The organism is Variovorax sp. 54 (assembly GCF_002754375.1).
Taxonomy (GTDB): Bacteria; Pseudomonadota; Gammaproteobacteria; order Burkholderiales; family Burkholderiaceae_C; genus Variovorax.
The window spans coordinates 724665-740034 of the sequence record NZ_PEFF01000001.1; the positions used below are offsets into that span (position 1 = coordinate 724665).

The 15370-nt window shown below is 70.8% G+C and carries 4 protein-coding genes; all 4 read right to left on the reverse strand.

Annotation, left to right across the window (positions count from 1 at the left end; genetic code table 11):
• Window positions 1–115 precede the first annotated feature (115 nt).
• The gene (locus CLU95_RS03280) at window positions 116–1117 is read right to left on the reverse strand and encodes a FecR family protein (protein ID WP_143605934.1); all 1002 of its coding nucleotides are present in this window, start codon (window positions 1115–1117) and stop codon (window positions 116–118) included.
• Window positions 1118–1189: 72 nt separating this feature from the next.
• A complete protein-coding gene (locus tag CLU95_RS03285) occupies window positions 1190–1705 on the reverse strand; it encodes an RNA polymerase sigma factor (RefSeq protein ID WP_099790401.1) in 516 nt (171 codons plus the stop codon).
• A 6-nt stretch (window positions 1706–1711) separates the two neighbouring features.
• Window positions 1712–2428, reverse strand: a complete 717-nt coding sequence (locus CLU95_RS03290; protein ID WP_143605935.1) for a TonB family protein — start codon at window positions 2426–2428, stop codon at window positions 1712–1714.
• Window positions 2429–2764: 336 nt separating this feature from the next.
• Window positions 2765–15274: a filamentous haemagglutinin family protein gene (locus CLU95_RS03295; protein ID WP_099790405.1), complete on the reverse strand. Its 12510-nt coding sequence runs from the start codon at window positions 15272–15274 to the stop codon at window positions 2765–2767.
• Window positions 15275–15370: the final 96 nt, after the last annotated feature.

The window sequence follows — 15370 nt, forward strand, 5'->3', positions numbered from 1 at the left end:
TCAAAGTCATCAGGCCTGTCGCATCGCGCGACCTGCCTTGTCGATGCCCTAAGACGGAACCAGCCCGGCCGAAACCGCAGACTATTTTTTTGGGTTCGGCCTTCTTGTCGCCGCGTCAGCTCAACAACAGCAGGCCGCCGGGCAGCGCGCGCGCGTGCAGGTCGAAGCTATGCTGCAACTGCGACAGCGCCGAGTCCAACGCCTTGATCACAAAGCGGCCACTGACCGGGCTGTTGCGCACGTTGTCGTTCAGCAGCACCACGCGCCCCGCGCGGTAGCGGTTGATCTCGTCAAGCACGTCAGAAAGCCGCGTGTTGCTGAACACCAGTTCACCCTTTCGCCAAGCCGATGCGTCCGCCGTGTTGACGCCCGCGACACCGCTGACCGAAACCGCGTCGTAGACCAACTGCTGGGCCGCCTGGAGCATCCGCTGCCCGGCGGGGTGCACGACGCGCACGGAGCCCTCGACACACGTCACGCGGACCTTGCCCGCCAGATAGCGCACCTCGAAGTGCCCCACCTCGGCGAGGGTGCGTCCCTCGCCCGCCATGACGCTGAAGGGGGCCCTCCGGGCCGGCATGTCGACAGCCGCCTCACCGGCGAGCAAGTCCATGCCGACAGCGCCTTCGCTCGCGACGCGTTGCCGGATGCTGGTCTGCGTATTGAGCGTGATGTGGACGCCGTCGCCCAAGGTCAGCGCCTGTTGCTCGCCAGTGGCGGTGCGCAAGTCCGCGCCCCACTCCCCGGGTGCAGGCCACAGCCTGGCTGGTGGATGCCATACGGCCATGCCGGCCACCGCCGCCGCGCCGACAGCCGCGCCCAGAAAAGCGCGGCGCCCGAACGGCGAGCCGGACAGTGTGCGCGCATGGAAACCCGCAGCCTGCGGGTCGGTGCGCAACAGCGCTCCCACACCCGGCTTGAGCGCCGCCCACCGCTGCCTGACCTCGTGAAAGGCCTCCTTGTTTCCAGGGCTCGCGGACAGCCAGCGCCTGAAAGCCTCGGCGTCCCATGGCTTCACGTCCCCTGAAGTCAACGTGCGCAGCCACACGCGCGCCTGCCGTTGCCGCACGTCTTGAGGGGCAACTCCGCTGTTGTCGCGACGCACCTGCGTCTTCATGCTGTCATCCTGATCTGCCACGGTAATTCTTGTGTATGCGCTATGACGTTTCGAGGTTCCAGGAAACCGCAATTATTTTTTTGCATGGAGCATCCGCACATCGAGATAGTCGTGGGCGCGCTTGAGATCCATCTCGACCGTGCGCAGCGAAACGCCCAACTTTCGTGCCACCTCTTTCTGCGGCATGCCCTCCCAGCGCACGAGCACGATCACTTCGCGCTGTCGCTGGGGCAGCTGATTCAGCAACCTGACCAGGACGCCCAGATCGGAGCGCGCTTCGACAACCTGCATCGGACCCGGCGCGGGATCCGCCAGATCGAGCAACGCGCTCACATCTTCATGCGGCAGCGACTGGCCATGCCGACGCTGGATGTCCACCGCGGCGTTGGCCGCCATGCGCATCAGGTAGGCACGCGGACTCTGGATCGCCGCACCCTCGTCCTCCTGGCTCTGCAGGCGCAACCAGGTGTCCTGCAGCGCGTCGCCCGCAAGGTCGGCGTTGCGCAGCACCCGCGCCAGACGCAGCTTGAGCTCGCCATAGCGCTTGGTCAGGTAGTCCAGCAGAACCGGCTGCGCGTTGTCGGACATGCGTGATCAGGACGGCGTGTCGCGATGACAACGCCGCTCCGCCCGAGGGGCAGCCGGATCGTCTGGCAAGACAAGCATGGTCAGAGGCTGCGGCATGCCGGTGGGCGGCGGTGCACCCATGCGCACGCCGTCGAGCGCATTCAGCAGGGCCTTGTCACGGCGCGCGTCGCCCGTCGAGTTGAGCAAGCGGGCCTGAAAGAGCCGGCCCCGCTCATCTACCTGGAAGCGCAGCAAGGCGCGGTAGCGGCCGGGTTCGGCGGGCGGGCTGGCACACAGTGCGTCCCAGATTCGGCGCTGCAACAGGCCTGGATAGTCACCGGCGCTGGCCAGGGCCGCCTGCAGGGAAACGGCGGAAGAACCGGCCGTTCGCAGCACGAAAGCATTTGCTGGACCGTCGTCGATCCTCTCGAACACGAGGCCGGTCCCCTCCAGCAACTGTGACAAGGCGGCCTCGGGTGTGTAGCGCCCCTGGACGCCTCCCGATGTCCGACCGGCGGCGAGCTCGCTGCGAAACAGCGTGGCGCGCGAGGTGAGCGACGCATAGCGATTGAGCGCAAGCGACAGCGGCTGGGCGGGAATGTTGAATTCGATCAGGGGAGCGATCGCGGCGGAATGCTCCGCTTTTGAAGGCACATCAGATTCGTCGGCCGCCCATGTCGACATCGATGTCAGCAGCCCGTACCACATGCACAGCGCGACAACGCGGCCGTTCAATTGCGCCACCCGGCCACGCACCTTGATCGATCTTTGTCCGGCGTGTTGCCTCGGGGGCCATCACACCCACGTTGAAGGCGCGAGTCGCATGCGAGGGGGCAAGTCGGTGGGGCAAAGAACATACACCATTCGGGAAGCCGACATGGTGACGCCGATCGATGACTTTCTGATTACAAGGAACCCACGGTGCAGGTTGCTTGAGAAACGTCGACGTCCGCGACGATTCGCACCAGTGGCCGTGGGGGAGTGTCAACATCAAACGCCGTCGCCCGTGCACAGCGCGACGCGGCTCGGGTGGGCATGGACGGGCGCCTTCGACAAGCGCCCGCCATCGGCGCCCTGCCTTCACTGCCCCAGCAAACGTCGCTCCTGCGCCGTGAGCTTCGTCTTCTGCGCATCGCCCAGCGGCCCGCGGCCCAGCACCTGCACCGGGCTGTGCTCGTCGTAGCCCACCGGACGCGCCGCCGCACGGCCCGCATCGGATGGCGCCGCGGCACCGTCCGCAGGCTCGTTGCCGAAGCCCAGCACGCGCACCGAGAACACCGACGGCAAGGCTTGGCGTGCCGCCGCGCGTTCACGCTGCATCACGTCCTGCGCCGCTGCCGTGGCCTGCGAAGCCGCCGCGCTGGCGTTGGTCAGCGCGCCCACGTTCACCGACGCCACCACCGGCAGGCCGGCCGACTCGCCCTTGACCTGGATGTTGGCCGCGTTCACCACCTGCAAGGCTGCGAGGTTCACGCTGCCCGACACGCGGATGCCCGCTTCGCCCGCGTCGATGGTGCCCAGCGGCGCGATCAGGTCCATGTCGCCCGCCGGCACTTCGGCGATGGGCGCCAGCGTCGCCAGGCCGGCACCCGAGCTGGGCACCTGCGACGACAGCTTCACGTTGCCGATGTTGTCGTACACGCGCTTGGGCGGCGTGTAGACCAGCGTGGTCTTGGAGCCGCGGCCGGCGTTGATGTCGCCCTGCTCCGACCAGGCCAGCACGTCGCCGCCGAAGGTGGTCATCACGCGCGACAGGCCCAGCAGCAGGCTGCCTTCGCTGAAGAGCTGGATGTGGCCCATGCCCTGCGTGATGACGCCCGCACTGCCCGGCGGCACCGCGCCCTGCACGCCCACCACGATCTGCCCGCCCGGCGCGAGCATCTGGATGTCGCCGCCGAAGTCGGTGTGCACGCCCGAGGGGCCGTACAGGATGATGTCGCCGGTGCGCACGATCTCCTGGCCCGCCGCGTCGAGGTCGGGGAACAGCGTGGCGATCATGCCGCGCCCGCGCAGGTAGCTGCCGTAGCGCGGGCCGTCCACGTCGTTGTACTCACGGCCACCCGCACGCAGCTCGGCGAAGTACACGCCGCGCAGGAACACGCGCTGCTGTTCGGGCGCCAGCGCCTTGAAGTACGCGAGCGCGCTGCCCGGCTCCTTCACGTCGGCGCTGGTGGCGACGAAGCCGTAGCGCTCCTTGAGCCATGCGCCCAGTTCGGTGTCATACGTTTTCACCACGCGGCCCGGCTGGCTGGCCAGCGACTGGCCGGGGCCCGACTCGGCGCGCTTCGCAGGGTCGAGGTAGCGGTCGGCAATGGCCGAGAAGTCCGGCCCACCCACGCCCATCGGGCCCATGCCGGCCATCATCGCGATGCTCGCACCGGGGCGCGTGTCGCCCTCTGCCAATGCACCGCGGCTCACCACGCTGGCGCGGTCGTCCTGCGTGATGTGGCGGCCGGCCGAGATTTCCAGCGCGCCGGGACCGGCGACCTGCACGTTCGCATACAGGATGTCGCGCCCGGCCTCGATCAGCGACACGTCGCGCGCGTCGTTGTTCACGATCAGCGCCTCGGTGCCGACGATGTCGCGTCCGGCGCGGATGCGCGCCGGTGCGGCCGAGCGGTACCAGGTCTCGGGCACGGGTTGGCCGCTGGAATCCACCTTGCGCGCCGTGCCGCTGGCCAGGCCCAGGATGTCGCCCTGGACCGCATAGAACAGCGAGGGCGGCGCGTCGGCCGCGTGCAGCGCGCGGGGGCCCAGCGTGTCCGGCCCGAAGGCGAACAGCGGATAGCGGTCGACCTCTCCGTAGTTCGGCACGCCGAGCGACCCGGTCACCGAGCCCTCCGGGCTGGTGTTGTAGACCACCGGCCGCTGGGACCCGTCGTAGCCGACGAACGCGGGCGCCCACGGCGTGGGCAGCGGCGTGACCGCGCCCGACATGCCCACGGGATAGCCGCCGCCGAACAGCGAGTTGCCCGCCAGGAACTCGAGCGCACCCGACGGCGACGGCGCGAGCACCAGCGCGCGGCCCGGCGCCTGCGTGGCGGGCGTGGCCGAGAAGCCGTAGTACAGGCTGCCCGAGGCCGCCGTCGCGCGCAGGATCGACGGATAGACCGTGACGTTGTCGCTCATGTTGATGCTGCCGAGGTACCGGCCGCCGGGCTGCAGGTTGGCCAGGTCGGTGCCGGGCGTGAGGTTGCCGCCGGCGCTGAACAGGTTGATCGCGGTGCGGTCGGTCCACAGCGTGAACCAGCCCTGGCCGATGCCGTACTCGGTGCCGCCGAGCTTGAATCCCGAGCTGTTCGGCACCCGCGCGCGGCCCGCGTCGGCCACGCTCGTGAGCACCAGGTCGCCCGGTGTGTCCAGGTACATCGCCGAATCGCCCGGCACGAGCACGATGCCGGCGTTGCCGATGCCGATGGTCGGGACGAAGGGGTTGATCGGGCGCGTGTCCATCGCATCGCCTTCCTGACCCGGAATCGAACGCTCGGCCTTGCGGTAGCGCACCTCGACGCCGCCGATGGCGGAGGCCGACACGTTGGCCGCGCCGCGCAGGTTGACCAGGGCACCATTGAGGTCCTGGTACTGCGCGTTGGTGCCATAGCTCGCGTACTGCGCAGCGGCCAGGTTCGGGTTGACCACGCCGCCGATGCGCAGCTGCAGGTCGCCGCCGCCCGTGAGCGTCAGCCGGCCGTTCGCATCGACACGGCCCGTGCTGCCGACCGCCGCCACGATGGCTTCGCTGCGCTGCCAGATCTGGCCTTCGCCCATCCGCGTGGTGAGGCCCGCGTCGCCGCCCGCGCGCAGCGTGAGGTTGCCGCCGCCCAGCGTGCCCATGCCGGTGAAGCCCACGAGGTAGGGCTCCGGGCTGCTGTCGGTGCTGAACTGCACGCCGGCGGGCAGCGCGTAGGTGCCGAAGTTGATCCACCACGACGTCGCGATGCGGTCGCTGCCGGCCAGGGCCGTGCCCGAGCCCTGGCGCCACAGCCAGTTGCCCACCGCGGCACTCGGCGCCTGCGCGCGCTCGCCCGAAAAGTGGCCCCAGACGTCGCCGACGACGTTGCCGCCCACCGCGATGTCGAGGTTGCCGCCGTGCTCGGGGTACCAGGCCTGGTAGGCCGCGAGCGCCGCACTGTAGTCCGCCGTTTGCGGGCCGATCACCGAGCCGCCGACCGCCTTGCCGCGTGCGAGGTTGAAGGGGTCGAGGCCGTTGGCGTCGAGCAGCGGCGCGGAGCGTGTGCCGGCCGTGTAGACGCCGAACGGCGACTCCATGACGAAGTTGCCGGCCGCCGCCAGGCCCAGGTCGCCGGTGCCGGTGCGCAGCACGCTGAACATCGGCGACAGCGGCGTGTATTTGGTGACGTCCTTGACGGGGTTGATGACCGTCGTGCAGACGCCCGGCCCCCACTCGCAGATGACGACGTACTCCGGAGAGACCGGCGCCCCCTCGACGAAGCTCGGGTCCCAGTCGGCGCCGTTGGGCCCCCAGAAATAGGAGAGGCGCGCCGGGTCGACCTTGCAGGTGCCCTCGCCGCCCCAGTCGCAGTAGCCCGCCTCGAAATCCAGCGGGTCCATCGGCGTTCCCTCGTCGTGGCCCCACATGGGCCCGTTCGGACCCCACACGAAGCCGCTGCCGCCCGGCGTGAGCCTGACGTTGTACATCGCGTGGCTGTCGGCCAGGATGAGCGCGCCGTGCTTCGCGGGGTCGACCGCGCGGCGGTCGGCCGAGTCCAGGTCGGCGCCGGCCGTGAGCTGCAGGCTCCAGCTCGTCGCGCCCTGCCCCAGCATCGGCGCCACGGCCCAGTTGCGGCCCTGCACGCCGTCGACTTCGGGCCGCAGGTTCACGGCCGCGTCGCCCGGCAGCTGCACATCGGTCATCGACGGAATCAGCGCGCCGCGTGCCAGCGCGATGGTGCCGTCGGCCTTCATGGCGACCGGCAGACGCACGCCCTTGGGCCACACCATCGCCTGCACGCTGGCCTCGCCGCGCAACGCGGTGCCTGCGCCCAGCTGCATGCCGCTGTCGAGCGTCACGGCCTCGCCCAGCACCGTGCCCGCCTTCAGGCGGATGCTGCCGTCGGCGTTGTAGACGTTGGCGCGCAGCACCGTGCCGGCGGGCAACGTGTAGGCCGCACCCAGGGTCGCGGTCACCGGCAGCACCGTGCCGGCCGGCAGCACCATGGCTTCGGCGGGCACGTCGTAGTTGAGCAGCGCGTTCTTCGGGAACACGGTGCCCTTGTCGAGCACCACGCCGTCGATCGGCACGACGATGTCGCCGCCGTCGGGCGTGAACGGGGAGCCGAACTTCGTGCGCTGCTCAGTGAGGTACCAGCCCTTGTCGTCGGGCGTGGCCGGCGGCGGCGCAAAGCCGTCGTTGATGCTGCCGTAGACGTTGAGGTTGCCGCCCGCGCGGATCACCAGCACGCCGGGCTCGCCGAAGCCGCGCCGCGCCGGATCGTTGCGGTTCGCACCCGGGCCGTAGCGGTAGCCCGAGAGGTCGATGTCGCCGACCACGCTGAGGTCGCCCTCGGCCGTCTGGCTGACGATCTCCACGCCGGGGCGCAGGTGGTAGCTGCCCAGGCCTGCGAGGCGCGACGAGAGCGAGGTGTTGGCCAGCGCCTTGTCGATGAAGGCGCTGCTGTGGCCGTCGATCTCGTCGAGGTACTTCTGCGTGATGAGCTGCGGCACGTGGCCCGTGACGTCGGGCGCGTCTGCCAGCGGTGCGTCGCTGTAGGTGCGGAAGGCGTTGACGGCGATGGTCTTCGCGCCCTGGATCGTGGGCGTGCCGTTGATGCCGATCGCCACATCGTTGTCGCCGCGTCGCGGCGCGTTCAGCGCGAGCGTGCCGCGCGATGCGCCGTCGTTGCCTTGCGCCGCGCTCACGCCCGTGCCCACGCGCAGGTCGATGGCCGCGCCGCTGCCCAGCGTCAGCGTGCCCTGCGTGCTGGTGAGGTCGACGATGGCGCGGTTCGGGCTGTCGATGATCTTGCCGTAGCTGTCCACGCGCAGGCCGGTGGCGTGCGCGTCGAGCGTGCCGTTCACCGTGAGGTCGCCCTTGGCCGCGAGGCGGATCGCGCCGGGCTGGAAGCCGCTCGCGTCGATGCGGCCGTTCACCGTGAGGCTGCCGCCGTCGACCGTGACCTCGACCACGCGCGCCTTCACTTCGTCGCCGATGGCGAGGTCGCCCTGCTTGATCTGGAAGCGCCGCGCGCCGATCACACCGCCTTCGTTCAGGCGCGTGTTCAGGCCCGCGAAGTCGGCCACGGTCTGGCCGCGCACGTTGATCTCTGCGGCGTCGTACGGCACCACCGTGCCGCCCGCGTCGTAGGCGCCGCTGGCCGTGCCGAGGATGCGCCCACCCAGGTCGATGCGGCCCGCGCCGGCGCCCAGTGCCGTCGCCTGCATCGTGCCGCCGCGGTTGTGCGTGGCCGACAGGTCGATCACCGAGCCTGCGGTTTGCACGATGTTGCCCGCGGTGCTTGTCACTTCGAGGTCGCCGCCGCGGCTGTAGCGCGTCTGCTCGAAGAACTTCACGGCGCGGCCCGCGAGGTCGATGCGCGACCCCGCGCCCAGCGTCACGTCGCCACTGGCCGTGAGCTGCAGCTTGCCCGAGGGCAGGCCGACCGTGCCGTCGATGGTGATGTTGCGGCCCGTGAGCGTCAGTTGCGCGCCCAGCGGCACGTCGCCGGCCGGTTGTGCGCCTGCCGGTGCGCTGACAACGATGTCGCCGCCCGCCGTGATGCGGTTGTTCGAGCCGGCCTCGCCGGTGAGCAGCGGCGCGCGCAGGTTCAGCTGGCCGCCGCTGTAGTCGTAGCCCTTGCCGGTCACGTACGCGCCCTGCTGCTCGTACACGCCCAGCGTGCCCTTGGCGTTGGCCGTGATGCGCTCGCTCGCGTTCAGGTTGACGGTGCCGAAGCCCAGCGCCAGGCGGTCTGCCGAGAAGCCCGCGTCGGGCTGCGTGTTGGGCGCATGGCCCAGCACGATGCGCGCGGCCGACACGTCGAGCGTGCCGTGGCCCAGCAGGCTGCCGATGGCGCCGCCCGGTGCGTTCTCGCCGGGAAAGATTTCGCCGCTGCCGGGCGGACGCGGCGTGAGGCCGGTCCAGATGAATTCGCCGGTCGTGATCTTCGCGGTGTCGCCCGCGCCGCCGTAGCCGTAGATGGCCGGCGTGCCCAGCACCAGGCGCTCGATGGACGACACACCGGTGGTGGGGTCCAGCGTGTCCAGCGACACCGCGCCGTAGATGTTCACCGACTCGCGCGCATTCAGCACCAGCGTCTCGACCGCCGGCACGCCCTCGCCCTTGTTGCCCGCCAGCAGGTTCGCCAGGATGCCCTGGTTCATCGACAGGCCCGACGGCAGCTGGCCGTTGGCAGAGGCCTGCTGCAGCGCCGCGTCGCTGCCCAGGTTGACCGAGGACACGGCCAGCAGCAGGTTCTTGGCGCCGTAGCGCACGGTGTCGGCCATCGTGAACGAGCGGTTCGTGGCCACGGCCAGTGTGCCCTCGCCGTACAGCGTGGTCTGGCCGGTGCAGGCGCCGCTCGGGCACGCGCCGACCTCGATCGTGGCGGGCACGGCCTCGGGGACGGGCGGCAGCAGGTTGATCCAGCCGTTCGACAGCCCCAGCACCGCGCCCCGGCCGGCCGAGAACACCACGCCGTCGGTGGAGTCATAGGCCGGCGCGCCGGCGCCCAGCGTGTTCAGCGACGCGCCCTGCTCCACCTGGATGCCGTCGCCGTAGCCGCCGGCCACGAGGAAGATTTCCGCACCACGCAAGGTTGCGCCGCTGCGCACGACGACGTGGCCGGTGTTCGACTTGAAGGTTGCGTAGTTGTCGGCATAGGGCAGATCGATGCGGCCGCCCAAGATCATCCGCGGCGCGCCGAAGGCATTGAGCTGGTCGGCCTGCACCGACGCGCCCCCGAACCCGGTCGTGCGCCCGGCGCCCGGCGCCGTCACCTCGAGGGCGACGGCCGTCATCGACAGCGTGCCGCCGAAGCCTGCGCTGCCGGCCGCCGGGTTGAACAGCGCCGTGCCGTCGAACTGCAGCATCGACACGCCGTCCTTCGGCTTGGAATAGAAGTAGTCGAGCTGCAGGTTGCGGGCGTCGGCCGCGATCTCGCCGCGCACGCCGCCGCGGCGTGCCGCATCGGCCGCCACGAAGGCGTCGTAGCCCATCTCGTTGTAGGTGGCGTGCTGCTTCACCACGGCCGCCGGCGTGACGACCAGCGGGCTCGCCAGCGACGACTTCACCGCCGTGTTCGCCACGCCGAGGTAGCCGCTCGCCACGTACGAGCCGTAGCCCGCCGGCAGCGGCGTGGCGGGCAGCGCGCTGGGCGCGCCCACTTCCACGCGGAAGGCACCGGGCAGCAGCGCGTAGGTCGAAGGCAGCAGCGTGTAGGTGCCGGCCTTGAGCCCGCCCACGTCGTGGTCGAGCGTGACCTGTCGACCGATGGCCGGCTCGCCCGCGCCTGCGTCCGGCGACACCGGCGCATAGCCGCCCTGGAAGCCCGGCACGATGGCGTACACGCCGTTGCCCGCCTTGCTGAAGGTGTTGGCCGGGTTGGCATTGGCCAGTGGCGTGCGCAGCACATCCACCGAGCCACCACGCCCGCTCACGAAGCCCGCGCCCGTGAGCTCGCCGCCGCCCGACAGGTCGAGCACCGCGCCGGCCTGGCCGACCACGCTGTCGCCCGTGAGCAAAATGCCGCTGCTGCCGATGGCGCGCTTGTCGATGGGCGTGCCCGCGACGCTGTAGCCGATGCCGTCGGTCGTGCCGCCGTAGGGCATGACCAAGCCGGCACCGCTGACCGAGGTGATGCTGCCCGGCAGCAGGTCGACCAGGCTGGCGCGCGCCTCGTAGGTGCCGCGCCCGTCCTGCCCCACGATGAGGTTGCCCAGCGGGGCGCGCACGATGCCGCCCTGGCGCACCGTGTCGCCGCCGAGCGCGAGGATGCCGAACACCGACTGCGGCATGGCCACGTCGCCTTCGACCTGGCGGCGGATGTCGAGCACGCGGCCGGTGTCGTAGCCCGCGCGGATCTGCGCATTGGCGCCGGTCGCGGGGTAGATCTGTGCGGCGGTGAGCGTCAGGTCGCCCATCGTCGCCAGCTCGGTCGTGGTCGCGCCGAGCAGGCCGAGCGCGGGCGTGCCGCCGAGCAGGCGCAGGTCGCCGCGGCTCGTCATGTTCACGGTGTCGAAGCCGCGGCGGTCGACCACCAGCGCGGGGCCGGCCGTCATGGCGATTTCGCCGTGCGCGCCGAAGCCCACGCGGTCGCGGATGTCGATGTGGTCGGCCTCGGCCGTGAACACCGCCTCGCTCGTGCGGGTCGATGCGCCGTGGCGCCAGGTCGTGGTGTAGACCACCTCGCCGTCCTTCGTGGGCGCACCGGTCACGCCGGCCAGCCGCAGGTAGGACGAAGCAAGCCGCACGTGCGAATCGGTCGCGGCGCTGTCGGCCAGCGCGAAGCTGCCGGCGTAGAGGCGCAGGCTCTGCGCGGTCGTGAGGTCGACGTTGCCGTCGAAGCTCAGCAGGCCGTTGACCAGCAGCGACAGGTTGCCGAAGCCGCCGGCCTGCACCTGGTCCACGCTCAAGCGTCCCTTGCCGTAGTCCAGCGCCGCGTCGGCATGGCCCGGCTGGAGGGTCGAGGGCAATCCGCTGGGCTGCTGCGTCTGCGACAGCACCAGCTCGCGCGCCCGCCGCACGGCGTCGTCGGGGCCGAAGAACTTCGAGAACACCGGGCTTTCGAGCGCCACCGCAAGCGTGCCGCCGGCCGCATTCGCGCCGCCCGCGTGGGCACGCAGCGTGCCGTCGAGGTACAGGCTGTGCGCCGACTTGAGCACGATGCTGCCGCCGTCGCTGGCCACGTCGAGTTCGCGCCACAGGCTGCCAGCCGCCGGCACGTCGGTGCGCGCATGGCCGCCCGAGGCATCGAGCACCGCACCCGGTCGGATGATGAGGGCCAGGTCGGGCGCATGGGCCACGCCCTTCGCTTCCCAGTCGAGCGCGCCGCCAATGGAAATGGTGCCGCCGTTGCGCACGGTGCCGTAGCGGCGGCCGTCGTCGTCGACGCCGATCTGTGCGCGCGCTGCCACGTCGAGCACCGCGCTCTCGCCGATCCACACCGAACGCTGGTGCGGCTGCAGCGACGGGCTCTCGGGCATCGTGAAGGCCGGGGCCTCGATGTCGATGCCGATGCGCCCGCCCCAGGCGTTGAGCCGGCCGTCGACCACGAAGCTGCTCTTGCCGCCGCCGAGCAGCTGGATGGAACGGCCCGCGTCGACCGTCACCACCGCGCCCGCGCCGACGCCGACGTTGCCGCCTTCGGTGACGCGGCGCTGCGAACGCAGCACGAGGTCGGCGCCCTGGCGCTGCACGACCTGGCGGTTCACCGCATCCTGCTGCAGCAGCGGCGGCGTCCACAGCTGCAGCGCGATGCCGCCTTCGTGGTCGGCACCGGCCCCGGGCGCGATGCCGTAGACCGGCATCACCACGTCGAGCTGTGCGCCCGGCGCGACCGTGAGCCCCGCGTGGCCATTGAGGTCGTAGGTCGAGAAGCCCGATTGCAGGCGCGACGCGTCGAGCACGAGCTGCGTTGCGTCGGACAACGCCGGGTCGAGGCCGATGAGCAGCGCGTTCCCCGTTTCAATCTTCAGCGTGCCGCCGCCGTTCACGCCATGGCCGCGGATCTCGCCGTCCAGCGACAAGCGCCCTTGCGCATCGGTGCTGGTGGCGGCCGAGTCGGCCACCAGCGACACGTTGCCGCCCTTGCCGCCCCGCTGCTTGCCCTTGGCCAACAAGGCTGCACCCGACGACACGTCGATGAGGCTGCCCTGCCCGATCGTCACGCCGTGCGTCGACTCGAGGCGCACCGTGCCGCCGTCGATGGCAGCGAGCCTGGCCGTGTCTTCGGGCGATGTGCCGACATCGACACGGCGCCCACGCAGGTCGAGCGTGACGCCGTCACGCACCCGGAGCCGCGAGCCGCTCTCCTGCGTGAGCGCACGCGGCACCGACCCGGCCACCGGCGACAGGAAGACATTGCCGGCCTCCAGCGTGCCGCCGCGCACCGTGACGTCGGCACCGATGTCGATGAACGCGCCGAGCAGGTTCATGCGCCCGCCGTCGGCCAGCGTGAGCGCCTTCTCGGTGGTCACACTGCCGCGCGTGCCGATGTCGAGCACCGAGAGGTGTTGCGCATTCAGGTGCGCCGCATCGAGCCACAGCGTGTTGATGCGGTCGGCGGCCAGCGCGTCGGCCGCGGCCATCTGTTGCGTGATCGGTGCCACGTCGCCGAAGCGCACGTCGGTGTCGAACAGGTCGATGCGGCCCAGCGCACCGTAGCGCCCCACCGCCAGCACGCCGCCGCGCGCCACTGCCGTCTGCGACTGGCGGTAGCTGTCGTCCATGGCGGCATCGCGTGCGCGCGTCTGCTGCGCGCCGTTGAACACCTCGGCGACGATGTCGCCTTCGAGGACTGCCGTGGGCGCGCTCACCACCAGCCGGCCCGCATCGCGACCGACCGTGTAGCCGTTTTCCAGCACGCGCTGCGGCGCGATCAGCGGGTTGTAGAAGTAGTCGGTCGTCTTCTTGCCCCAGCGCGCGTGCTCGGCCTCGAAGCCCTTGTAGACGCCGTCGAAGAGCATGTCCGACGGGGCCTTGTCCAGGCTGTACAGGCGCCCGTCGCTGCCCTTGAGCCAGGTCTGGTTCAGGAAGCCGGTCTGCACGTTCAGCGAACCGCCCGACAGGTTGACTTTCGAACCCGCCTGCGTGAGCACCTCGGCGCCGCCGAGCACCACCGTACCGCCCTGCGCGGCCCATTCGCCGATGCCGTGGCCCTGGTTGCCCAGGTAGCCGCCGACCTCGAGCAGGCCGCCCGCCGCGTACCAGCGCTCGCCCTCGTAGCCGCCCACGCCGGGCGCCACGCGCACGAGCTTGCGCCGGTCGATCCACACGTCGCTGTTGAAGAGCGTGCCGCTCTCGCGGTTGCGCGGCGCGTCGCGCGTCTCGTTGCCCTGCACGCTGACCTTGACGTTGTTGGATTCCATCGTCACGTTCACGCCGACCGCGCCCGACACGTCCAGGCGCGCCTTGTCGGCCACGAAGCTGCGGCGCGTGGCACTGGCCGCGATCTGCCCGCCGGTGGCGAGCGTGAGCGACTCGCCCTCGAAGCGGATGTCGCCGCCCGAAACGATCTCGATGCGCGACTGGTCGCGGCGGTCCGACAGCCGCGAGAGGTTGTCGAAGAGGCCCGGCGGCACGAGCGCGCGTGCGGTGTCCTGCGCGGCCGACTCCTTGAGGAGCGCGTCGCGCTGGCTGTCGAACGCGCTGGCCTTGCCGTCGTCTTCGATGAGCACGGCAGTGACCGCGCCGCTGCCCAGCGCCACGTTGCCGCGCGTGTCGGCGGCCGAGTTCAGCAGGTGCACCGTGCCGCGCGCGGACACCGTGGACGTGGCGAGCGCCACGCCGTCCTGCCGCACATCGCGGCCGGCGAGCGTGATGTCGCCTTCGCGCGCCACGAGCAGGCCGGTGTTGCTCACCTTGCCCGACGTGCTGTCGGCCACGAACTGCGGCGCGATCTCATTGCCGCGCGTGGTCGAGAAGGCGTTGGCCTCGGTGCCCACGCCCTTGCGGATCACGAAGCTGTCGCCCGCCGCGAGCTGCACCTGGCCCTTGCGCGCGGCGATCTCGCCGGCGTTGGCCACTTCCTTGCCGAGCAGCAGCACATAGCCGCCGCCCTGCGTGACGGAACCGGGCTCCTTGGTGGTCAGCCGCGCGCCGGCCTTCACCTCGACCTTGCCCAGGTCGTCCTTCGCCGTGGTGAAGCTGGGCGCGGTGTCGTTCGAATAGATGCCGCGCGCCTTGAACTGGTCGTCGCCGATGTGCGCGGCGGCCGCCACGAGGTTGCGCGTGTCGGTCTGGCTGGTGCCGCTGAACACCACGCCATTGCGGTTGGCGATGAGCACCGTGCCGTCGGCCTTGATCTGGCCCTGGATCTGGGACGGCCGCGCCTTCGGATCGTTGACGCGGTTGAGCACCGCCCAGTCGGCCTGCTGCTTGAAATCGACCGTGGTGTTGCGCCCGACGTTGAAGGTCTCCCAGTTCAGGATGGCCTTGTCGCCGGTCTGCTCCACGGTGACGACGGTGCGGCCGTTGACTTGCTGCTGCGAGTCGCGGTTCAGCGCGCGGGCATTGAGCCAGCCGGCACTCAGCGAATTCGTGTCGACCTTCAGGCCGCCGTCGGCCAGGCCGTCGGGCACCGACGGGTCGTTCTGCGCAGCGGCGCGCGCGGCGGCCTGGGCGGCCTGCTGCGCGGCAATCGCCTGCGCCGCGAGGCCCAGGTTGCCGAGCGACTGGCGCAGCTGCTCGTTGGCCTTCTGCTGCTGCGCCAGCGGGTTCGTCAGCATCGAGGCCGGCGTGCCGTTCGGCAGGTAGCCCGTGACCGCGGCCGTGCCCTGCGCCACGTTCTTCTGCGCCATCCATGCGGCGCTGAAGGCGCGCTGCGCCTGTGCATTGCCCGCCAGGCCCGCCATGGCCAGCGCGAGGGCGGCGGCGTGCGCGATCGGCGCGCGGCGGAATGTCTTGTTGCTCATGTCATACCCCAGAGAAAAACCGTTCTGGAGAAGAGACCGGGCTCACGGGATGCGACCGACACGCGCAGCACGAAAGTTCGGGAGAATTTGCGAACG